We start from the raw sequence: 21,331 nt of genomic DNA on the forward strand, positions 1-21,331 counted from the left end.
TTTTCATTTATCGGGTTATAAATACAGAATGTCTGAAAACGCTACAGTCAATCCCAGCAAGCTTTTGGTAGTCATTACAAGTCTTCCAAGTCTGGATGCTGCCAAGGGCTTAGCTCGTGCCTTGGTTGAGCAGAATTTGGCAGCTTGCGTGCAGCTAACTGAGGGCATTCAATCAATTTATCGCTGGGAAGGCAAAATTTGCGAAGAGCAAGAAGTTCTTCTTGCTGCAAAAACTACTGAGCCCAAGTGGCTTGAGATATTGGCTTTTATTAAAAACGCGCATCCATATGACCTGCCTGAGATTTTGGCATTTGCTCCTGAGCAATATGAAAGACAGTACGGCAAGTGGGTCGAGTCTGAGGTAAATTCGAAGTCATGAAATTACATTCATTCTTGGCGAAAATTTTTGCACTCTTGCTGTTCATCTCAGCACAAGTATTTGCTGCGCAAGATTTCTTGCCGCCAGAAAAAGCATTCCGAGTAGAGGCTACATGGCTAGATAATTCCAATCAAATTGAACTGGAATTTTTACCTGCCAAAGGCTATTACATTTATCAAGACTCTTTGAAGTTTCATGCGGGCTCACAGGCTGGGAAGCTAAGTAATATAAGGCCTTCACTGCCACCAGGCATAGAAAAGTTTGATGAAACTTTTCAGAAAAAATTGCAGGTATATAAAGATCCGTTCTTAGTCTTTTTAGAGATCAAGTCGGTGGCTGGACAGCCCGTTCATTTGGAGGTCACTCTTCAGGGATGCGCTGAGGCAGGTATTTGCTATCCACCCATGAACCTTAAATTTTTACTGGCTGGACCTGGCGTAAAAGCAGCACCAATTCCAGATGCATTGGATGGCGTTCCCTCGTCTAGCGTGAAGGCAAATGACCAATTTAGTTTGGCAGATTTATGGCGTGAGCGTGATGACGTTAATGCCATCAGCCGCTTTTTAGAAAGCACCTCAACCGCGTATTTATTTCTAGCCTTCTTTGTGTTGGGCCTGGCATTGGCATTCACGCCTTGCGTACTTCCTATGCTGCCAATATTATCGAGCGTTATCTTCGGTACCCAGGGTGGCAAAGCTGTCTCTAAGGGTCGTGCAAGCGCCTTAGCGCTTGCGTACGTCTTAGGTATGGCATTGGTATATGCCTTGGCTGGCGTACTCATGGCGGCCTTAGGTGGCAGCGTACAGCGCGCCCTGCAAAGCCCTTTTGCGCTCGCCACTTTTGCCTTATTGCTATTAGCTCTATCTGGCAGTTTATTTGGCTTGTATGATTTACGTCTTCCCCAAACGTGGCATCAGCATGTCGATAGGCTGGCAGGGCGTCAAAAGGGCGGCAGCGTATTTGGTGCCTTTGCTTTGGGGGGTATTTCCACCCTGGTAGCCAGCCCCTGCATTACAGCTCCTTTAGCAGGCGTTTTAGCCTTTATTGCCCAAACCGGTTCTATGAGTTTGGGAGCGGGCTTACTCTTTGTGATGGCCTTAGGAATGGGTCTGCCGCTGCTATTTATTGCTGTTGAGGCGCGCATCTTGATTCCATCTACTGGAGTCTGGATGGTGTGGTTACAGCGTACTTTGGGTGTATTGCTGGTTGCAACAGCGGCTTGGATTGCATCACCATTGCTGCAAACGAATGATGTTGCGGGAGGCGCAAAAACAGTCAACGGTCAAAGCATTCATCAGGTCGGAGAATTGGCTTTTGTGGTCATTCAGTCGCCGGCGCAGCTTGATGCTCAATTGAGCAAAGCCAAAGAAGAAAAGAAATTAGTACTCCTCGATTTTTATGCAGACTGGTGTATCAGCTGCAAAGAAATGGAAGTGAATACTTTTGCTAATCCAGAGGTTAGCAAGGAGCTCAAGCAGTTTGTTTTATTGCAGGCTGACGTTACTACAAATAGCCCGGAGAACCAGGCATTACTTAAGCGCTTTGGATTGTTTGGTCCGCCAGGCATTTTGATCTTTGATCAAAATTCTCAAGAGCAAAAAGATCAACGTGTCATTGGTTATATGTCACCGCAGCGTTTTATCGAGCGCTTAAGAAACTCATTGAAGAACTAAAGTAGCCATATAACCAACAGGTAAATATTGAATTACTTAGCTGCTTTAATGAGTCGTGCCGCCTCAAGCGCAAAGTAAGTCAGAATGCCGTCTGCACCTGCACGTTTAAATGCAAGTAAAGATTCCATCATGACGGCATCATGATCTAGCCAACCGTTTTGTGCGGCTGCCTTGAGCATGGCGTATTCGCCACTCACTTGGTAGGCATAGGTAGGGTAATCAAATTCTTCTCTTACGCGACGAACAATATCCAAATAAGGCATGCCAGGCTTGACCATCACCATATCAGCGCCTTCGCTAATATCGAGGGCAACCTCCCGCAAAGCCTCATCCCCATTGGCGCAATCCATTTGATAGGTTTTTTTATCAGCTTTACCAAGGTTCTTTGCAGATCCTACGGCATCTCTAAATGGACCATAAAAAGCAGAAGCATATTTAGCGGAATACGCCATGATGCGAGTGTGAATGAGTTTCTTTTGCTCAAGCGCTTCACGAATTTTTCCAATGCGGCCATCCATCATGTCTGATGGCGCAACAATATCAACACCTGCTTCAGCCTGCGCAACTGCTTGCTGCACCAAGATGGCGGTGGTCTCATCGTTGAGGATATGACCCTGCTCGTCAAGCACACCATCTTGACCATGGCTTGTGTATGGATCAAGTGCAACATCAGTCATGATGCCTAAATTGGGGAAACGTTTTTTGAGTTCACGAACGGCAGATGGGATGAGCCCCTTTGGATTAAAGGCTTCCTTGCCATCCGGCGTCTTTAGCGCTGCATCAATTACCGGAAAGAGTGCAAGTACTGGAATGCCTAAATCAACGCACTCTTGTGCAACTGGAAAAAGTAAATCTAAAGAAACACGATTCACGCCAGGCATCGATGCAACAGCTTCAGATTTGCCCTGACCTTCCAGCAAAAACACTGGGTAGATTAAATCATTGGTAGAGACGCTGTTCTCTTGCATGAGGCGGCGTGACCAATCATCACGACGCATACGGCGAGGACGATGCCCTGGAAAATTAAGCAATGAATTAGCTGGTGATTTCATCTTCTTTAGTCTCTGATTCAAATAACCATTTAATAACAATATTGTCGGCCTCTTCAAGTCCAATACGTTTGGTGCTTGAAAATAATTGTGCCGTAAGTTGTTTGGACTCGCCATTGCCGTCGGGCAAGGCGGGGTCATATTGTTGTAATTGATTGCGAACTGCCTCGAGTGCATGCTTACACTCGCTTTTATTGAGTTTGTCGCATTTGCTGAGTAAAACGTGGATCGGCTTACCGGTTGGCACAAACCACTCAATCATTTGCTCGTCTAGCTCGGTTATGCCACGTCTAGAGTCAACAATAAGGATCATGCCTACCAACTGCTCTCGCTCCTGTAGATAGTCGCTTAGGAGGGCATTCCAGTGGTATTTGGTCTCATGATTGACGGCAGCATAGCCGTAGCCCGGTAAATCCACCAAATAGCCCAAAAGGTCGTCTTTTGCAAAAATCCCAAAATAGTTGATGTGTTGGGTGCGCCCAGGGGTTTTACTGGCAAATGCAAGCCTTTTTTGGTTGCAAAGCACGTTAAGAGCGCTGGATTTGCCTGCATTTGAGCGTCCGGCAAAGGCTACCTCACGCAAGGGCGTGGCAGGCAGGCAATGGGTGTCATTGACTGTGGTGGCGAAGCGGGCTTGAAAGAGTTTAGACATGTCCAGAAGCTATTGTAAAATCACGCAAAATCATGAAATATCTCATGGTGTTGGGTAAAAGGTTGTAAATGCAGGGCCCAAACACTTTTAGGAATTTTTGCCAAGGTAAACATAATGCGTCAAACCTCTCAAATCTCCAAATTAACTGGCTTACGTGCTGGTTTTGCGGCTCTCTCTATTTTCGCCTTGATTGGCTTTTCTGGCACAGTTTTTGCTGCCGATGCAGCTCCTGCTGCTGAAGCCAAGGCTGCCGTTCCAGGCAAACCAAAAGTCGACGTAGCAGCTGGTGAAGCTCTGTACTCCAATGGCGATGCATCGCGCGGTGTTACAGCGTGCATCACATGCCACGGCCCTAAGGGTCAAAGTGCAGTTGGAACCTGGCCAAAATTATCTGCGCAACATGCTGCATACACGGCCAAACAGTTGAAGAACTTCAAAGAAGGTACGCGTGCTAACCCAGTAATGATGGGTATGTCAGCGACCTTAACTGAACAAGATATGCAAAATATCTCTGCTTATTTGGCTAAGCAACCTATTTCACAGGGTGTTGCCCAAAATAAGAACACGATTGAGCTAGGTCAAAGCATATATCGTGGCGGTATTGCAGCAAAAGGTGTTCCAGCATGCGCGGCTTGCCATAGCCCAACTGGTGCCGGTATTCCTGCTCAGTACCCACTCTTAGGTGGTCAATGGGCCGATTACACAAACTCACAATTGCTCGCGTTCCGTGAAGGTGTTCGTAAAAATAGCAGCCAGATGACTGCGATTGCTACAAAGCTTTCTGATCAAGAAATGAAAGCAGTTTCTGATTACATCGCTGGTTTGCATTAAGCCAATTTCTTCAAATAAAAAACCCGCTCAAGTAGCGGGTTTTTTATTGCCTAAAAATTTTACATTGCTATTGCATCATTAAGACTAAGCAATTATTAGTTCGGTAAAGTTTTTTCAGAAGAAAATAAGTCGGCAGTATTTTCACGCGCACGAATGACGTAAGCATTTTTTCCGTCAACCATAATCTCTGCAGGTTTTGGTCGCGTATTGTAGTTTGAGGCCATCACAAAACCATAAGCACCAGCAGACAGAATAGCAAGAAGATCGCCTTCCTCTACTGCAAGATGACGATCTCTTCCTAGCCAATCACCAGACTCGCAAACTGGACCAACAATGTCGTAAGTCAACGCTGTTGCTGTTTTCTTTTGGACGGGCACAATGCCGTGATGTGCTTCATATAAGGCTGGGCGCATTAACTCTGTCATGGCGGCATCGACAATACAGAAGTTCTTTTCAGCGCCTGGCTTTAGATATTCCACAGTGGTTAAGAGCACGCCAGCATTGCCAACTAAGGATCTGCCTGGCTCAAGGACAACATCTAAATGCCCAAAGCCACGTTCTGCCACTCGATTTAATAAGGTGTTCGTAAACTCAGTGATATCGGGGGGAGTTTCATCGCTATAAGAAATTCCGAGGCCGCCGCCGAGATCAAGGTGGTGAATAACAATGCCCTCTTTTTTCAGTTGCGCTACAAGATCTAAAACTTTATCGAGCGCATCTAGGTAAGGAGCAGTGGTGGTGATTTGTGAACCGATGTGGCAATCAATCCCAACAACGTCAATTTGAGCAAGTTGTGAGGCTTCACGATAAGTTTTTAAAACCTCGTGATAAGCGATACCAAATTTATTGCCCTTCAATCCAGTAGAAATATAAGGATGAGTTTGTGCATCCACATCCGGATTAACACGCAAAGAAATTGGGGCGCGTAGATTCAGTTCGGTAGCAACCTTGTTAATCTTGTGTAGCTCAGCGATAGATTCAACATTGATACATTTAACGCCAGCCTTTAAGGCTACGCCGATTTCAGATGCGGATTTGCCTACGCCAGCAAATACCAAACTTTTTGGATCTGCGCCGATGGCCAATGCGCGAGCTAATTCTCCGCCGCTAACCAAGTCAAACCCAGAACCTAGTTTTTTAAAGCAATCGAGCACTGCTAAATTACTGTTCGCCTTCATGGCGTAGTGCACGCGCGCACGACGTTTGCCATTAGCGTCTACGCATGCCTTGTCATAAGCCTGATAGGCTTCGGTCAACGCCTTTTTACTGTAGACATAGAGGGGCGTTCCAAACTCTTTCGCTAGGTCAGCAAGTGGAATTTCTTCGGCATACCAGTTGCCATTACGTTCGGTAAAACCAGATAACTGAGGGATTGGAAGTGCTTTACTTGTCATTACTTGGCCGTTGAAGAATTGCTTGGACTGGCAGGTGTTTGGGGTGGGTAGAGCTTGCCTTTGGGTTCTGGCTCTGTAGGGGCAGGCGGAACCGGTGGCACGTTTGGCATATATAGCGGTCCTCTTACCCCACACCCAACAAGGGATAATAAAAGGCTAAGGCAGAGGGTTCTATTAAGAATCGCTATCATGAATGTCTCTAAAACGAATGATTGAATATAGCATGCAGGACTCCACTATGAATCCAAATAATTCAGGCGCAGAAACCATTGATGACAAGCAGTTTTATCAATTGGGAAGCCATTTGCTGCATTCTATAGAGGTGGCACTAGAGGCTGCCGATGATGCATTGGATCTGGACTTAGATGTCGAGCGCCAGGGTGGAAATGTCATCAATATTCGCTTTAAAGATAAAAGCGTCATCGTAGTGAATACACAGCCACCCTTACATGAAATTTGGGTAGCCGCAAAATCAGGTGGATATCACTATCGTTGGGCTGGCACTATGGCCAAACCTTTGTGGCTGGACACTAAAACTGGCAAAGAGCTTTTAAGTGATTTGTCAGAGTTTGCTACTGCTCAAGCGGGCGCAGAAATAAAGATTGCCCTAATTTAAGCGGCGCCTGTGTCGCTCAAGGTTTCAATCACTTGGGCATCAGCTACGCTTTTAATCTGGGCTTTGCCAATCTTTTCTAAAACAACGTAACGGATTTGGCCGCCTTCGGTTTTTTTATCAACCTGCATGAGCTCCATATAACGTTCCGCACCAAACTTTGGCGGTGTGATTGGTAGATTCATCGACTGGATGATTTTGGTGAGACGTTGGACATCGGCTTCACTGATGTAGTTGAGGCGGCGAGATAAGTCTGCACCTAAGACCATGCCACAACCAACTGCCTCGCCATGTAGCCATTCGCCATAACCCATGCCTGCTTCAATTGCGTGTCCAAAGGTGTGACCAAAGTTTAGAGTTGCACGAATGCCGCCTTCTCTTTCATCTGCAGAAACTACTGCAGATTTAATTTCGCATGAGCGTAACACTGCATGACCCATTGCTTCTGTGTCGCAAGCGAGTAAAGGTGTTGCATTGGCTTCAATCCAATCCAAAAATTGAGCGTCTGCAATAGCACCATGTTTCACTACTTCTGCAAGACCAGCAGAGAGCTCACGTGGAGGTAAGGTCTTTAATGTATTCAGATCTGCAATCACAGCCGCCGGCTGATGAAAGGCGCCGATCATGTTTTTACCAAGAGGGTGGTTGATGCCGGTCTTGCCGCCCACTGAAGAATCCACCTGAGCAAGCAAAGTGGTCGGCACTTGAATAAAGCGAATGCCACGCATGAAGCTAGCCGCAGCAAACCCAGTCATGTCACCAATGACTCCACCACCCAAAGCAACCAACATGGTTTGGCGATCAGCGCCAAACTTCAAGAGATCATCAAAAATAAGCTGAAGGTTTTTCCAGTCCTTGTATGACTCGCCATCAGGCAAGACGATCGTTCTAACAGGCTTTCCAAAAGCATTCAGGGTCTTGGTCAGGCGCTCAGCATAGAGTGGGGCAACCGTAGTGTTGCTGACGATATAAATCGAAGTTGCTTTTTCGCAGGCACTAAATAAGTTTGGCTGATCAATGAGGTCTGTGCCAATATAAATTGGATAACTGCGATTACCTAGATCAACTTCAAGTGTTTTCATCATATTGCCAATGTATTTATGCGGAGAGTTCAAGTTGCATGATTAAGGTGTTAACCAGTTGATTAACACTCGGTTTACCAGTTTCAATCACGTGGTCAGCAATTTCACGATAGAGAGGATCGCGAATAGCGTACAAGTTCTCTAGTATTTTTTTGGCGTCACCATTTTTAAGAAGTGGGCGACCTTCGCCACCTTTAGTGCGGTGCCATAGTTCAATCGGATTGGCGTGTAAGTAGATAACAGTTCCATGCTCACTGAGTGCTTGGCGATTTTCTGGCAAGAGAATAGCGCCTCCGCCAGTTGCCAAAATGATATCGTTTTCAGAGGTGATTTCGCGAATTGCTTGAGCCTCGCGTCTGCGAAAACCTTCTTCGCCTTCCATTTCAAATATGACAGGAATTTTTACGCCGCAGCGCTCTTCGATGACGTGATCGGCATCTAGAAATCGACGCCCTAATTTTTTTGCTAAAACTTTACCGACGGTCGACTTCCCGGCGCCCATGAGGCCGATCAGAAAGATATTGTTTGTCGAAGAGTTCACCCTTCGATTTTATTAGGGTTTATCGAGAACGGTCGGAGTTAAAAAGACTAACAATTCAGTTTTGTCTTGTAATTTGGATTTATGGCGGAAAAAATGGCCAATTAGCGGTATATCCCCTAATAAAGGGATTTTGACTTCATCCTCTCGCTCGGTGGTTTGGAATATGCCGCCAATGATCGCTGTTCCACCATTCTCAACTGTGACCTCGGAACTGAGGCTTTTGGTATCAATCGCATAGCCCTGCTCTGTTTTCATGCCTACCGTGTCTTTGTTGATGCCTACCAGCATTGAAATCTTTCCATCTGGATGAATTTTGGGAAGAACTTCAAGTCTTAAATTGGCTTTTCTAAATTGCAATTTGCTGCCATTTTGATTGGAGGTTTGATAGGGGAGTTCGGTACCTTGCTCAATCGTGGCCTTTACTTGGTCGCCTGTCATGATTCGGGGATTGGAAAGAATTTTTCCTTGACCCTCAGATTCCAGGGCAGATAGTTCTGCCTGAAGAATGCGGCTCCCATTTTTCGAGACTAAGGTTGCAGCTATGGTTGCTGGATTAAAGCCGCTTAATCCAGCGCCAGCTAAATCCATACTGCCAACTAGCTTTTGATCGCCTTCCCCATTTGCTTGATACCCCAGCTTGACCCCCAGTTCTTTAGCAAAGCGTTCATCCGCCTCCACAATGCGAGCTTCTATCAGAATCTGCCTTGGGCTATTGATGTGATCACCACCAAAAGGTAGCGCAGCATCCTCACGACGAAACTTCTGAAAGGCCTGGATTTCTGCATGGGGCCCAATCCAATAGATATCGCCATTACGAACGAGCCTCAAGCCGCGACTGGCAAGAATGGAATGGAGTGCAGTCTGCCAGGGAGTCTTGTTGAGGTCGACTGAAATCTTCCCCTTAATCGACTCGCTTAATAAAAAATTGGTGTTACCCAATTTAGCCAAAACCTGCAAAAGATCTCTTATTTCAATGTCAGTAAATTGCAGACTAATTGGACTCAGAAAATGATTTTGTGAGTCTGAGTTACCACCCGCTAGATTGGGTGAAAGCAGCATGAATAGCGCTAGCGAAAAGCAGACTCTATTGAAGTATTTTTGGAGGCGATGAATGCAGGGGTTCATTCGTTCGATAAGGCTTTCAAAACTAGAAATTTGCCTTCGGGATGAGAGAAGATTGCGCTGCCATTTTCTATGCTACTAAGACGCCATTCGCCTAAAGCTTGACCCCCTTTTTCAAAAGCAATATTGTTTTTCCCAGTATTAAAAAATGCCTGATGAGAGTCCCCCATTTGGGCTGCACCCAAGTAGCGCCAGCGGCGTAATTCGGCCTCATAGGAGGGCGTCTTAGGTTTGCTGGAAACCCTGCTTTCGGGCTTTTTATTCATTAATGAGTGAATGCTTACTTCTATTTCATACATTGCTGCATATAAATCACCTTGATCTTGATGAAATTCATCGCGCAATAAGGCCATCTCCTTTTTTAGCTCGGAAATGAGCTTTTGAGACTCCTCTTGAGTGCTCTGGGATGTCTGATTGAGGGTGTTAAAGGCAATGTAGATTGCAACTGCTGAGCCTATTAATACCCCAAAAAATAGGGCAATCATCCCGCCTATTTTTTGAATAGAAGTTGGGATTTGTAACTTGTTAAGTGGGTCTGTGAAAGTGGGGTGATTGCTCCTTCCTGAGGCCTTGGGGGTAGCGCTTTGATGTGGTGGTGGTTTACGAATTCCATGGGGATCTGGAATGGCGGGGTCGTCGCCAAGATCACTCAAAATTTCGTCAAAAGATTGGCTGGAAATGTGGCGTGCAGGCATGACCCTATTCTTCAGTTTCGAGTCCTGAAAAGCCATCGGCTCAGATTGAACCCAGCGTCAGAAAGTAGGCATTTCGCATACGTAAAACAGGGTATTTGGAGCTTTTAGGGAAATTGAATAAGCACCCTATAATTTGGGCATATGGCCTTACCTCCAAAAGACAAGCCGCCGCTCAATCAGCGTCCTATTCGTCCATCCGATAGACGTCCTCGGCAAACACGAGTTCAGCCTGGCTTGCCGCGCAAGAATTCAAGCAACCCATTAGTAAAGGCTTTGTTAATTATTGGCGTGGTTTTTGCCGTAGTGATTACATTGCTGATGGGTTATGCCTTTTTGGTTGCAAAACCTAATCTTCCAAAGATCTCTGCATTAACTGATTACAACCCAAAGACTCCTTTACGCATCTACACGGCGGACAAAGTGTTAATTGGTGAGTTTGGTGAGGAGCGTCGCAAGGTAATCCCATTAAATGAAATTCCTCAAAGCATGCGCAATGCTGTTTTAGCAATTGAGGACGATCGCTTCTATTCTCACGGTGGCGTCGACTACGTTGGAATTTTGCGCGCTGCATTGACCAACTTGCGCGGACATCTTTCGCAGGGCGCTTCAACCATCACCATGCAGGTAGCGCGCAATTTCTTTCTCAGCAACGAGAAGACCTTTAGCCGAAAAATCTATGAAGTTTTATTAGCCTGGGAAATTGAGTCTCAATTAACTAAGGACAAGATTCTGGAAATCTATATGAACCAGATTTTCTTAGGGCAACGGGCTTATGGTTTCTCTAGTGCAGCGCAGATCTATTTTGGTAAAGAGTTAAAAGACATCACCATAGCTGAGTCTGCAATGTTGGCCGGCCTACCAAAGGCGCCGTCAGCTTATAACCCAGTTAGCAATTTCCGTCGTGCCAAGATTCGCCAAGAGTACATTTTGCAGCGCATGCGCGATCTGGGATATATCACTCCAGAGGATTATCAAAAAGCGATGATCGAGGAATTGCATATTCGCGGCCTTGGTAACGAGTTTGCAGTTCGTGCAGATTTCCCGGCGGAGATGGTGCGCCAATTGTTATTCACGCAATATGGTGAGGCAATCTACTCCCAGGGAATAGATGTTTACACCACCATCTTGAAAGCAGATCAAGATGCCGCTTACAAGGCGGTACGTAAGGGAATTTTTGAATACGACTTGCGTCACGCCTATCGCGGCCCAGAAGGTTTCATTGATCTTCCTGAGGATTCTGTAAAACGCCAACGCGCCATTGATGAAGCATTACTTGCTTATCCACAGTTAGATGATTTGCAGTCTGGTGTTGTGCTTGAGATCAAGCCAAAAGAAATGCAGGTCATGATTGCCACTGGTGACACCATCACCATTAAAGGCGAGGGTATGAAGTTGGCGGCGGCATCCATTACCGATAGCACTCAGCCTAAGAAACGTTTGCGTCCTGGTGCAGTTGTGCGCCTTCTTTCAGACGGTGGAGTTTGGAAGTTAGCTCAATTGCCTCAAGTTGAGGCTGCGTTTGTTTCCATGAATGCTGAGACTGGCGCAATTCTCTCTTTGGTGGGTGGCTTTGATTTCCGTCGCAATCAATTCAACCACGTGACACAAGCCTTGCGTCAGCCGGGCTCCTCATTTAAGCCATTCATCTATGCCGCTGCGATTGAAAAAGGTTTCACACCCAGCACGATGGTGAATGATGCGCCTTTATCGATTGGCAGTATGGAAACTGGCAGTCAAGCCTGGGAGCCTAAAAACTACGATGGTAAATATGACGGCATGATGCGCTTACGTACTGCTTTAGCTAAGTCGAAGAACTTAGTTTCTGTGCGCATCATTCGCGCTATTGGTCCTTCCTATGCTCAGGAATACATTCAGCGTTTTGGTTTTGAGCCAGAAAAGCATCCACCTTATTTAACGATGGCGTTGGGCGCGGGTTCAGTTACACCACTACAAATGGCTTCTGCTTACAGCGTTTTTGCGAATGGCGGCTATCGAGTGGATCCATTCTTGATTGACAAGATGGTGGATTCTAAGGGTGCCGTCATGTTTGAAGCAAAGCCAACTCGTGCTCGGGAAGATGCGCCGCGTGTACTTGATGCGCGCACAGCATTTGTCATGGATAGCATGCTGCAAGAGGTAACCAAGTCAGGGACTGCAGCTTCTGCACGCGGCAAATTAGGTCGTAGCGATATCGCAGGTAAAACCGGTACAACCAATGATTCTCATGATGCATGGTTTGCTGGGTATAACCCCAAAGTCGTTGCGATTGCATGGATTGGTTTTGATAAGCCGGCCAGCCTGGGTGATCGAGAGACTGGTGGCGGCCTTGCTTTACCAATGTGGATTTCTTATATGGGTACCGCGCTAAGAGAGGTTCCGCAGGAGACGCGTGAAGTTCCAAGTGGAGTAACGCAAGTGGACGGCGACTGGTTTATTCCAGAATTCTCAAACAATGGCGGTGTCCGCGAACTTCAATAGTTCGTATTCAACATGGCACGGCAAGCGCGCACTGTGATACCAGGCCAAGCAATGCATGTGATGGTTCGTGGTAACAATCGTGAAACACTATTTTTTACCGATGAAGATCGGCGCACTTATTTAGAGTGGTTACGCGAGGCGGCAAGACAATTTGGTTGCGCAGTTCATGCTTTTGCATTGATGCCGAATCATGTTCATTTATTGATGACTCCGCAAAATGAAGATTCCCTTGCAAAAACCATGCAATCTCTGGGACGTCGTTATGCGCAATATTTCAATCAACAGCATCGACGCTCTGGAACTATTTGGGAAGGTCGGTATCGCTCATCCTTAATTGATCCAGATTATTTCTTGCGTTGTCAGCGCTACATCGAACTCAACCCAGTGAGAGCTGGATTTGAATCGAACCCACAAAGCTCTACTTGGACTAGTTTTGCAACGCATATTGGTGGCAATGCCGAACCATGGTTAGTGGATCACCAGCATTTTTGGAAGTTAGGTAATACGCCTTTTGAAAGGCAAATGACCTGGGCTAGTTTTGTGAAAGAGGGGGCGCCTCACTGGGAGGACCGCCAAATTACGGAATCCTTGCTTCGCTCCAAACCTTGGGTGAGTGATATTTATGCGCAAAAGCTCTTCAAAAATGCCCCAGAGGTAGCGGTAATACGGCATCGCGGCCGCCCTAGAAAAATAATCCCATTAAATTCAACGACTTAGAGAAATTAAAACTTCCCCGAAATCAATTTGGGGTATTGAATATTTTGACTCTGTCCCCATATAAGTAATACATATTGGTGCGGCATCAAAATAAATGGGACAGACTCATTTTATTTCTATTGCATCGGTATGGGTATTCACCTATATTTGATCCTCCAAAAGTAATTAGGCCTTTGTCGCCCCTCGGAAATACTATGACTACACAATTAAATACAGATCTTCGCCCTATCGCTCAAGGTTTATATGACCCAAGTAATGAGCATGACGCTTGCGGCGTAGGATTCGTTGCACACATTAAAGGTAAGAAATCCCACGAGATCGTTTCTCAGGGTTTGCAGATTCTTGAGAACTTAGATCACCGGGGAGCAGTAGGCGCTGATCCATTGATGGGTGATGGCGCTGGTATCTTGATTCAGATTCCAGATACTTTGTATCGCGAAGAAATGGCCAAGCAAGGCGTGACATTGCCACCATTAGGTGAGTATGGTGTTGGCATGATTTTCTTGCCGAAGGAACATGCATCACGTTTAGCGTGCGAGCAAGAATTAGAGCGAACTGTTCGTTTAGAAGGCCAAGTTGTTTTAGGTTGGAGAGATGTTCCGGTGGATGTGAAATTGCCGATGTCTCCAACAGTACAAATGACAGAGCCATTCATTCGTCAAATTTTTATTGGTCGTGGTCGCGACATCATGACGACCGACGCGCTTGAGCGTAAGTTGTATGTCATTCGCAAGACAGCAAGTCATGCGATTCAAGATTTGCATCTCAAACATGGCAAGGAATATTTCGTTGCCTCAATGTCTGCTAGAACCATTGTTTATAAGGGTTTGCTGTTAGCCAATCAAGTTGGTGCTTATTACCAAGACTTACAAGACAAGCGCACTGTCTCAGCGTTGGCATTAGTGCATCAACGCTTCTCCACCAATACATTCCCTGCATGGGAATTGGCGCATCCATACCGCATGATTGCGCATAACGGCGAGATCAACACTGTTAAAGGTAACGTCAACTGGGTGAATGCACGTGAAGGTGCAATTAGCTCCCCAGTGCTTGGCGATGACTTGCAGAAACTTTGGCCATTAATTTATCCAGGTCAATCAGACACTGCGTGTTTTGATAACTGTTTAGAGTTGTTGGTAATGTCTGGCTACCCATTAGCGCAAGCCATGATGATGATGATTCCTGAGGCATGGGAACAACATGCATTGATGGATGACAATCGTCGCGCATTCTATGAATACCACGCAGCAATGATGGAGCCATGGGACGGTCCTGCAGCAATGGCATTTACCGATGGTCGTCAAATTGGCGCAACTTTGGATCGCAATGGTTTGCGTCCAGCACGTTATTACGTTACTGATGATGACCTTGTCATCATGGGCTCTGAGGCTGGTGTATTGCCGATTCCTGAGAGCAAGATCGTACAAAAATGGCGCTTACAACCAGGCAAGATGTTCATGATCGACATGGAGCAAGGTCGCATCATTGATGATGTTGAATTGAAGAATGCCGTTTCTAAAGCCAAGCCATATAAGAGTTGGATCGATGCAGTTCGTGTGAAGTTGGACGAAGTTGATGCCAGCAAGGTGGACTTAGTTGATGAGAAAACCACGATTCGTCCAGCGGCAAAATTATTAGATCGCCAACAAGCATTTGGCTACACCCAGGAAGATATTAAGTTCCTGATGGCTCCAATGGCCATGAATGGTGAAGAAGCTATTGGTTCAATGGGCAATGACAGCCCATTAGCGGTTCTCTCTAATAAGAACAAGCCACTCTATAACTACTTCAAACAGTTGTTTGCACAAGTTACCAATCCTCCGATTGATCCAATTCGCGAGAACATGGTGATGTCTTTGGTTTCTTTCATTGGCCCTAAGCCGAACTTGTTAGATACCAACAATATCAATCCACCAATGCGCTTGGAAGTAAGCCAGCCAATTTTGGATTTTGATGACATCACTAAGATTCGTCATATTGGCCATTACACCAATGGCAAGTTCCGCTCTTATGAATTGGATATTTGCTATCCAGCTTCATGGGGTAAGGCTGGCATTGAAGCGCGCTTAGCTTCTTTGTGTGCAGAAGCAGCGGATGCAGTGCGCTCTGGTTACAACATTTTGATCGTGAGCGATCGTCAGGTTGATGAAAAGCACGTAGCAATTCCTGCTTTATTGGCTACTTCTGCCATTCATCAACATTTAGTGCAAAAAGGTTTGCGTACTAGCGTTGGCTTAGTAGTAGAAACAGGTAGCGCGCGTGAGACCCATCACTTTGCGCTCTTGGCTGGTTATGGCGCAGAAGCAGTTCATCCATACCTCGCAATGGAAACTTTGGCAGAAATGGCCAAAGGCTTATCCGGTGATTTATCTGCAGAAAAAGCAGTGAAGAATTTTGTGAAAGCGATTGGTAAGGGCTTGCAAAAAGTGATGTCCAAAATGGGCATCTCAACTTACATGTCTTATACAGGCTCCCAGATTTTTGAAGCCATTGGTTTAAATCACGACATCATTGATCAATACTTCAAGGGCACTCCATCAAACGTTGGCGGTATCGGCGTATTTGAAGTGGCTGAAGAAGCATTACGCATGCATTCATCTGCATTTGGTAATGACCCGGTTCTAACCAATATGCTTGATGCTGGTGGTGAGTACGCTTTCCGCATTCGTGGCGAGAACCATATGTGGACTCCTGACACGATTGCGAAGTTGCAGCATTCCACCCGTATCGGCGCTGAGAAAGGCTATCAGACTTATAAAGAGTACGCCAACATCATCAATGATCAAACTAAGCGTCAAATGACTTTGCGCGGTTTGTTTGAATTCAAGATTGATCCAGCAAAAGCGATTCCGTTGGACGAAGTAGAGTCTGCGAAAGAAATCGTTAAACGTTTTGCAACGGGTGCGATGTCTTTGGGTTCGATCTCTACAGAAGCACACGCTACTTTGGCAATTGCTATGAACCGTATTGGCGGTAAGTCCAATACTGGTGAGGGTGGCGAAGATCCAAACCGTTACGTGAATGAACTCAAAGGCATTCCAATTAAGAAGGGTGAGTCTTTAGCAAGCATCTTGGGTAGCGATGTTGTCGAAGCGAATATCCCATTGCAAGATGGTGACTCCTTGCGCTCCAAGATCAAGCAAGTTGCTTCTGGTCGTTTTGGCGTAACTACAGAATATTTGCGTTCTGCTGATCAGATTCAAATCAAGATGGCACAAGGCGCTAAGCCTGGTGAAGGCGGTCAATTGCCGGGCGGTAAGGTTTCTGACTACATCGGTAAGTTGCGTTTTTCAGTGCCAGGTGTTGGTTTGATTTCCCCTCCTCCACACCATGACATTTACTCAATTGAAGATATTGCTCAGTTGATTCATGACTTGAAGAACGTTAATCCAAAAGCCGACGTTTCTGTGAAGTTGGTATCTGAGGTAGGCGTTGGAACTGTTGCAGCTGGTGTTGCGAAAGCTAAAGCAGACCACGTTGTGATCGCTGGCCATGATGGCGGTACTGGCGCATCCCCACTGTCTTCAATCAAGCATGCTGGTTCCCCATGGGAACTCGGCCTGGCTGAAACACAGCAGACATTGGTTCTCAATGGCTTGCGTAGTCGTATTCGTGTTCAAGCTGACGGCCAAATGAAGACTGGTCGCGACGTAGTGATTGGTGCTTTGTTAGGCGCAGATGAATTTGGTTTCGCGACAGCTCCATTGGTTGTTGAGGGTTGCATCATGATGCGTAAGTGTCATTTAAATACCTGCCCAGTTGGTGTTGCTACACAAGATCCAGAATTGCGTAAGAAATTCTCAGGCAAGCCAGAGCACGTTGTGAACTTCTTCTTCTTCATTGCTGAAGAGGCTCGCGAGATCATGGCGCAATTGGGTATTCGTAAGTTTGATGACTTAATTGGTCGCGTTGATTTGTTAGATACCCGCAAAGGTATTGAGAACTGGAAAGTACATGGCTTGGATTTCAGCAAGATTTTTGCTGAACCACAGGTTGCTGCTGAAGTTCCACGTTATCAAGTGTTGACGCAAGATCATGGCTTGGCTAGCGCACTCGACAATATTTTGATTGAGAAGAGCGAGCCTGCCTTAGAGCGTGGTGAGAAGGTATCTTTCATTGTTCCTGTTAAGAACGTGAACCGTACAGTTGGCGCAATGCTCTCAGGTGAAGTAGCTCAGCGTTATGGTCATGCAGGCTTGCCAGATGACACTATTCATATTCAGTTGAATGGCACGGCTGGTCAAAGCTTTGCAGCCTTCTTGGCCCGCGGTATTACCTTAGATTTGGTTGGTGATGGCAATGACTACGTTGGTAAAGGTTTGTCAGGTGGTCGCGTGATTGTTCGTGCTCCACATGAGTTCCGTGGCGATACCGCGAAGAACATCATTGTTGGTAATACCGTGCTCTACGGCGCAATTGCTGGTGAGGCATTCTTTAACGGTGTAGCAGGTGAACGTTTCGCGGTGCGTAACTCTGGTGCGACAACAGTTGTTGAAGGTACTGGCGACCATGGTTGTGAGTACATGACTGGTGGCACAGTAGTTGTATTGGGCGCAACAGGCCGTAACTTTGCTGCAGGTATGAGCGGCGGTATTGCTTATGTTTACGACGAAGATGGTCTGTTCAATAAGCGTTGCAACACCAGCATGGCGACTTTGGAAAAAGTCCTGCCTTCTGCTGAGCAGATTGCCAAGATGCCGAAGTCTGAGTGGCATGCCCCTGTCGACGTTAAAGATGGTGGCGAGCGTTTAACAGACGAGCAAATCTTGAAGGGCTTGATTGAGCGTCATTTCCGCCACACTGGCTCTGAGCGCGCAAAAGCACTTTTAGCTGACTGGGAAAATGCCCGTGGACGTTTTGTGAAGGTTCTCCCAACTGAGTACAAACGTGCTCTCGGTGAGTTGTGGGAAAAGGCTCAGAACAAAACCGTTGCTGCTTAATCAAATAGATAGACATTAAGAAAAGATACTGAGGATTCGATATGGGTAAGGTCACTGGATTTATGGAGTTTGAGCGCGTTGATGAAAAGTACGAAGCGCCGGTTAAACGTCTCCATCACTACAAAGAATTTGTTGCTGCTTTAACTGACGAAGAAGCTAAAGTTCAGGGCGCGCGTTGTATGGATTGCGGTATCCCGTTTTGTAATAACGGTTGCCCAGTGAACAACATCATTCCTGACTTTAATGATTTGGTATTCCATAGTGATTGGAAGAATGCATTAGACGTTTTGCAATCAACCAATAACTTCCCTGAATTTACCGGCCGTATTTGCCCAGCTCCTTGCGAAGCCGCATGTACTTTAGGTATTAATAGCACTGCAGTTGGCATCAAATCTATTGAGCACGCCATCATTGATAAGGGCTGGGAAAGTGGTTGGGTTAAGCCTCAGCCATCCAAGACCAAGACAGGTAAAAAAGTAGCGGTAGTTGGCGGCGGTCCTGCGGGTATGGCGGCTGCACAGCAATTGGCTCGTGTTGGTCATGATGTGACTGTATTTGAGAAGAATGATCGCGTTGGTGGCTTGCTGCGTTACGGTATTCCTGATTTCAAAATGGAAAAGTGGTTGATTGACCGTCGCGTAGAGCAGATGCAAGCTGAAGGCGTGAAGTTTGAAACCGGTGTGTTTGTTGGTAAAGAAGCGATTGGTGCTGAAGTAAAAAATTACTCCAACAAAACAGTTTCTCCTGAGCAGTTGATGAAAGATTTTGATGCTGTAGTGATCACTGGTGGCGCAGAGCAGCCACGTGATTTGCCAGTCCCAGGTCGTGAGTTAGCTGGCGTGCACTATGCGTTGGAATTTTTGATTCCACAGAACAAAGAAAATGCAGGAGATTTCAAAAACGAAATTCGTGCAACTGACAAGCATGTTGTAGTTATCGGCGGCGGTGATACTGGTTCTGATTGTGTAGGAACTTCAAACCGCCACGGCGCTACTAAGATTACTCAGTTTGAATTGCTCCCGCAGCCTCCAGAAGAGGAAAACAAGCCATTAGTATGGCCATATTGGCCAACAAAGTTGCGCACATCCTCATCCCACGAAGAAGGCTGTGATCGTGACTGGTCTGTTGGAACGAAACGTTTTGAAGGTAAAAACGGCAAAGTAGAGAAGTTGATCGGCGTACGTTTGGAGTGGAAAGACGGCAAGATGTCAGAGGTGCCAAACTCTGAATTTGAGATCAAGGCAGATTTAGTACTTTTAGCGATGGGCTTCGTGTCTCCAGTTCAACAGGTGCTAAATGCTTTTGGCGTTGAAAAAGATGCCCGTGGCAACGCTAAAGCTACTGTGGATGGTCAAAATGCCTATCAAACGAACGTTCCTAAGGTATTTGCTGCTGGCGATATGCGTCGCGGACAGTCTCTCGTAGTTTGGGCGATTCGTGAAGGCCGTCAATGCGCCCGTTCAGTTGATGAGTATTTAATGGGGTCTTCTGTTTTACCTCGATAATATTGAGGATATGAACAGTGGTCAGCCAAACTCCTTGGATGTAAGCAAGCAAGCTGCAGGCGAAGTTGTCGTCTCCATCAAAGACGTCAACTTTTCCTATGCTCCAGGTGAGCGGCAAATTTTGTCGGGACTCAATATGGAGTTTCGACGCGGTCAAGTGGTTGCTGTTATGGGTGGCTCTGGTTGTGGCAAGACCACCATTCTTCGCCTGATTGGCGGTCAATATACAGCTCAATCGGGCCAAGTTCTTTTTGAAGGCCAAGATATTGGCAAGATGAGCGGCGCTGAGTTGATGGCAGCTCGTCGACGTATGGGCATGCTATTTCAGTTTGGCGCTTTGTTCACCGACCTTAGTGTTTTTGAAAACGTTGCCTTTCCTCTGCGCGAGCATACCGACTTAAGTGAAGAGCTCTTGCATTCATTAGTGTTGATGAAACTCAATGCGGTAGGCTTACGTGGCGCACGTGATTTAATGCCCTCACAAATTTCTGGTGGTATGGCGCGACGCGTTGCGCTTGCAAGAGCGATTGCTTTAGATCCACCACTCATCATGTATGACGAGCCATTTGCTGGCCTTGATCCTATTTCGCTTGGTATTACTGCACGCCTGATTCGTGATCTGAATAATGCCCTGGGAGCCACGAGTTTATTGGTTACTCATGATGTTGAAGAGACTTTTGCGATTGCAGATTATGTGTACTTTATTGCTAATGGCCGCATTGGCGCAGAAGGCACGCCTGAAGAGTTAAGTCGCTCAACAGATCCTTTTGTTAGACAGTTTTTAGATGCCGCACCAGATGGTCCAGTGCCTTTCCACTACCCAGGTAAAGCCTTGGAAGAAGATTTTGGAATGAGGTCTCTATGACTGCGCTATTAAATCTCTTTGGCGATCTTGGATTTTTTGTTCGTCGTAACTTAAGTAGTCTTGGATTAGCTGCCCGCATGTTTGTAGCTGTAATTATGCGCTCAGGATTCTTGCTTAAGAGACCACGTTTAGTGATTGATCAAATTTTATTTGTTGGCAACCATTCGTTCATCATCATTGCGGTCTCAGGATTATTCGTAGGTTTCGTATTAGGTTTGCAGGGTTACTACACCTTAAATCGTTATGGTTCAGAGCAAGCGCTTGGCTTGTTGGTCGCATTGTCTTTAACTCGTGAGTTAGGCCCTGTGATTACCGCTTTATTGTTTGCTGGTAGAGCCGGCACTTCATTGACCGCAGAAATTGGATTGATGAAGGCTGGCGAGCAATTAACTGCTATGGAGATGATGGCGGTTGATCCTTTGGGCCGCGTGATCGCGCCACGACTCTGGGCAGGCATTATTTCCATGCCAATTCTGGCAACGATTTTCACGGCCGTGGGTGTTCTAGGTGGCTATTTGGTTGGTGTTCCACTCATTGGAGTGGATTCAGGTGCTTTCTGGTCGCAAATGCAGGGTGGCGTAGACCTATTTTCGGATATTGGTAACGGCCTAATTAAAAGCATGGTGTTTGGTGTGGCAGTAACTTTTATTGCCCTCTATCAAGGTTATGAATCTAAGCCTACGCCTGAAGGCGTTTCGCAAGCGACTACCCGTACGGTGGTCATCTCTTCTTTATCGGTCCTGGCGTTGGATTTCTTGCTGACCGCGATGATGTTCTCAAATTAGAAAGAATAAA

At 46.2% G+C, this 21,331-nt stretch carries 18 protein-coding genes; 10 read left to right on the top strand and 8 right to left on the bottom strand.

Going from position 1 to position 21,331, the window contains the following annotated elements:
* Nucleotides 1–28: 28 nt before the first annotated feature.
* Entirely contained in the window at nt 29–379 is a 351-nt protein-coding gene (cutA, locus tag JaK3_RS01935; protein ID WP_068320141.1) for a divalent-cation tolerance protein CutA, read from the top strand.
* Nucleotides 376–2,052: a protein-disulfide reductase DsbD gene (gene dsbD / locus JaK3_RS01940; protein ID WP_068320143.1), complete on the top strand. Its 1,677-nt coding sequence runs from the start codon at nt 376–378 to the stop codon at nt 2,050–2,052. The genes cutA and dsbD overlap by 4 nt, the downstream gene beginning before the upstream one ends.
* Nucleotides 2,053–2,084: 32 nt before the next feature.
* Here the strand turns inward: dsbD and hemB are convergent, their stop codons facing one another.
* Both hemB and yihA read right to left on the bottom strand, forming a co-directional pair.
* A complete protein-coding gene (hemB, locus tag JaK3_RS01945) occupies nt 2,085–3,104 on the bottom strand; it encodes a porphobilinogen synthase (protein ID WP_068320145.1) in 1,020 nt (339 codons plus the stop codon).
* Entirely contained in the window at nt 3,088–3,753 is a 666-nt protein-coding gene (yihA, locus tag JaK3_RS01950) for a ribosome biogenesis GTP-binding protein YihA/YsxC (RefSeq protein WP_068320147.1), read from the bottom strand. Before yihA ends, hemB begins: the two co-directional genes overlap by 17 nt.
* A gap of 114 nt (nt 3,754–3,867) precedes the next feature.
* Here yihA and JaK3_RS01955 point away from each other — a divergent pair, with 114 nt between their 5' ends.
* Nucleotides 3,868–4,584, top strand: coding sequence for a c-type cytochrome (locus JaK3_RS01955; protein ID WP_082786344.1), 717 nt, complete (start codon nt 3,868–3,870; stop codon nt 4,582–4,584).
* Nucleotides 4,585–4,679: 95 nt separating this feature from the next.
* On the opposite strand, the gene lysA is transcribed toward JaK3_RS01955, so the two are convergent.
* Both lysA and lptM read right to left on the bottom strand, forming a co-directional pair.
* Nucleotides 4,680–5,978, bottom strand: a complete 1,299-nt coding sequence (lysA, locus tag JaK3_RS01960) for a diaminopimelate decarboxylase (RefSeq protein WP_068320149.1) — start codon at nt 5,976–5,978, stop codon at nt 4,680–4,682.
* Nucleotides 5,978–6,169: an LPS translocon maturation chaperone LptM gene (lptM, locus tag JaK3_RS10945; protein WP_082786345.1), complete on the bottom strand. Its 192-nt coding sequence runs from the start codon at nt 6,167–6,169 to the stop codon at nt 5,978–5,980. Before lptM ends, lysA begins: the two co-directional genes overlap by 1 nt.
* 2 nt (nt 6,170–6,171) lie before the next feature.
* Here lptM and cyaY point away from each other — a divergent pair, with 2 nt between their 5' ends.
* Nucleotides 6,172–6,594 carry an iron donor protein CyaY gene (gene cyaY, locus JaK3_RS01965; protein ID WP_240480852.1) on the top strand — a complete coding sequence of 141 codons (423 nt, stop codon included), beginning with the start codon at nt 6,172–6,174 and terminating at the stop codon, nt 6,592–6,594.
* On the opposite strand, the gene aroB is transcribed toward cyaY, so the two are convergent.
* From aroB to JaK3_RS01985, 4 genes are all read right to left on the bottom strand, one after another.
* Nucleotides 6,591–7,673 (bottom strand): 3-dehydroquinate synthase, encoded by a 1,083-nt coding sequence (gene aroB / locus JaK3_RS01970; RefSeq protein WP_240480867.1) that lies wholly within the window; start codon nt 7,671–7,673, stop codon nt 6,591–6,593. The genes cyaY and aroB overlap by 4 nt on opposite strands.
* 16 nt (nt 7,674–7,689) lie before the next feature.
* Entirely contained in the window at nt 7,690–8,214 is a 525-nt protein-coding gene (locus JaK3_RS01975) for a shikimate kinase (RefSeq protein ID WP_150114180.1), read from the bottom strand.
* 12 nt (nt 8,215–8,226) lie between these two features.
* Nucleotides 8,227–9,273, bottom strand: coding sequence for a secretin and TonB N-terminal domain-containing protein (locus tag JaK3_RS01980; protein WP_068320153.1), 1,047 nt, complete (start codon nt 9,271–9,273; stop codon nt 8,227–8,229).
* Between the two features lie 62 nt (nt 9,274–9,335).
* Complete coding sequence (locus tag JaK3_RS01985; protein WP_068320154.1) at nt 9,336–10,031, bottom strand: hypothetical protein; 696 nt, start codon at nt 10,029–10,031, stop codon at nt 9,336–9,338.
* Nucleotides 10,032–10,172: 141 nt separating this feature from the next.
* Here JaK3_RS01985 and JaK3_RS01990 point away from each other — a divergent pair, with 141 nt between their 5' ends.
* The 6 genes from JaK3_RS01990 to mlaE all read left to right on the top strand — a co-directional run bounded on the left by JaK3_RS01990 (nt 10,173) and on the right by mlaE (nt 21,321).
* Nucleotides 10,173–12,509, top strand: a complete 2,337-nt coding sequence (locus tag JaK3_RS01990; RefSeq protein WP_068320156.1) for a penicillin-binding protein 1A — start codon at nt 10,173–10,175, stop codon at nt 12,507–12,509.
* Nucleotides 12,510–12,521: 12 nt separating this feature from the next.
* Nucleotides 12,522–13,226, top strand: a complete 705-nt coding sequence (locus JaK3_RS01995) for a transposase (RefSeq protein ID WP_068320158.1) — start codon at nt 12,522–12,524, stop codon at nt 13,224–13,226.
* Nucleotides 13,227–13,420: 194 nt separating this feature from the next.
* A complete protein-coding gene (locus tag JaK3_RS02000) occupies nt 13,421–18,166 on the top strand; it encodes a glutamate synthase-related protein (RefSeq protein ID WP_068320160.1) in 4,746 nt (1,581 codons plus the stop codon).
* A 41-nt stretch (nt 18,167–18,207) separates the two neighbouring features.
* Nucleotides 18,208–19,671, top strand: a complete 1,464-nt coding sequence (locus JaK3_RS02005) for a glutamate synthase subunit beta (RefSeq protein WP_068320162.1) — start codon at nt 18,208–18,210, stop codon at nt 19,669–19,671.
* A 10-nt stretch (nt 19,672–19,681) separates the two neighbouring features.
* Nucleotides 19,682–20,536, top strand: coding sequence for an ABC transporter ATP-binding protein (locus JaK3_RS02010; RefSeq protein ID WP_068320164.1), 855 nt, complete (start codon nt 19,682–19,684; stop codon nt 20,534–20,536).
* The gene (gene mlaE, locus JaK3_RS02015) at nt 20,533–21,321 is read left to right on the top strand and encodes a lipid asymmetry maintenance ABC transporter permease subunit MlaE (RefSeq protein ID WP_068320166.1); all 789 of its coding nucleotides are present in this window, start codon (nt 20,533–20,535) and stop codon (nt 21,319–21,321) included. Before JaK3_RS02010 ends, mlaE begins: the two co-directional genes overlap by 4 nt.
* Nucleotides 21,322–21,331: the final 10 nt, after the last annotated feature.

It is taken from the genome of Polynucleobacter yangtzensis, from assembly GCF_001595965.1.
Taxonomy (GTDB): domain Bacteria; phylum Pseudomonadota; class Gammaproteobacteria; order Burkholderiales; family Burkholderiaceae; genus Polynucleobacter; species Polynucleobacter yangtzensis.

Bases quoted from the DNA above. Each gene is read 5' to 3' on its own strand.
- JaK3_RS01980 (WP_068320153.1), bottom strand. From the start codon at position 9,273: ATGCTGCTTTCACCCAATCTAGCGGGTGGTAACTCAGACTCACAAAAT.
- JaK3_RS01985 (WP_068320154.1), bottom strand. From the start codon at position 10,031: ATGCCTGCACGCCACATTTCCAGCCAATCTTTTGACGAAATTTTGAGT.
- hemB (WP_068320145.1), bottom strand. From the start codon at position 3,104: ATGAAATCACCAGCTAATTCATTGCTTAATTTTCCAGGGCATCGTCCT.
- dsbD (WP_068320143.1), top strand. From the start codon at position 376: ATGAAATTACATTCATTCTTGGCGAAAATTTTTGCACTCTTGCTGTTC.
- JaK3_RS02010 (WP_068320164.1), top strand. From the start codon at position 19,682: ATGAACAGTGGTCAGCCAAACTCCTTGGATGTAAGCAAGCAAGCTGCA.
- yihA (WP_068320147.1), bottom strand. From the start codon at position 3,753: ATGTCTAAACTCTTTCAAGCCCGCTTCGCCACCACAGTCAATGACACC.
- cyaY (WP_240480852.1), top strand. From the start codon at position 6,172: ATGTCTCTAAAACGAATGATTGAATATAGCATGCAGGACTCCACTATG.
- JaK3_RS01990 (WP_068320156.1), top strand. From the start codon at position 10,173: ATGGCCTTACCTCCAAAAGACAAGCCGCCGCTCAATCAGCGTCCTATT.
- cutA (WP_068320141.1), top strand. From the start codon at position 29: ATGTCTGAAAACGCTACAGTCAATCCCAGCAAGCTTTTGGTAGTCATT.
- JaK3_RS02005 (WP_068320162.1), top strand. From the start codon at position 18,208: ATGGGTAAGGTCACTGGATTTATGGAGTTTGAGCGCGTTGATGAAAAG.
- JaK3_RS01995 (WP_068320158.1), top strand. From the start codon at position 12,522: ATGGCACGGCAAGCGCGCACTGTGATACCAGGCCAAGCAATGCATGTG.
- aroB (WP_240480867.1), bottom strand. From the start codon at position 7,673: ATGAAAACACTTGAAGTTGATCTAGGTAATCGCAGTTATCCAATTTAT.
- mlaE (WP_068320166.1), top strand. From the start codon at position 20,533: ATGACTGCGCTATTAAATCTCTTTGGCGATCTTGGATTTTTTGTTCGT.
- lysA (WP_068320149.1), bottom strand. From the start codon at position 5,978: ATGACAAGTAAAGCACTTCCAATCCCTCAGTTATCTGGTTTTACCGAA.
- lptM (WP_082786345.1), bottom strand. From the start codon at position 6,169: ATGATAGCGATTCTTAATAGAACCCTCTGCCTTAGCCTTTTATTATCC.
- JaK3_RS01955 (WP_082786344.1), top strand. From the start codon at position 3,868: ATGCGTCAAACCTCTCAAATCTCCAAATTAACTGGCTTACGTGCTGGT.
- JaK3_RS02000 (WP_068320160.1), top strand. From the start codon at position 13,421: ATGACTACACAATTAAATACAGATCTTCGCCCTATCGCTCAAGGTTTA.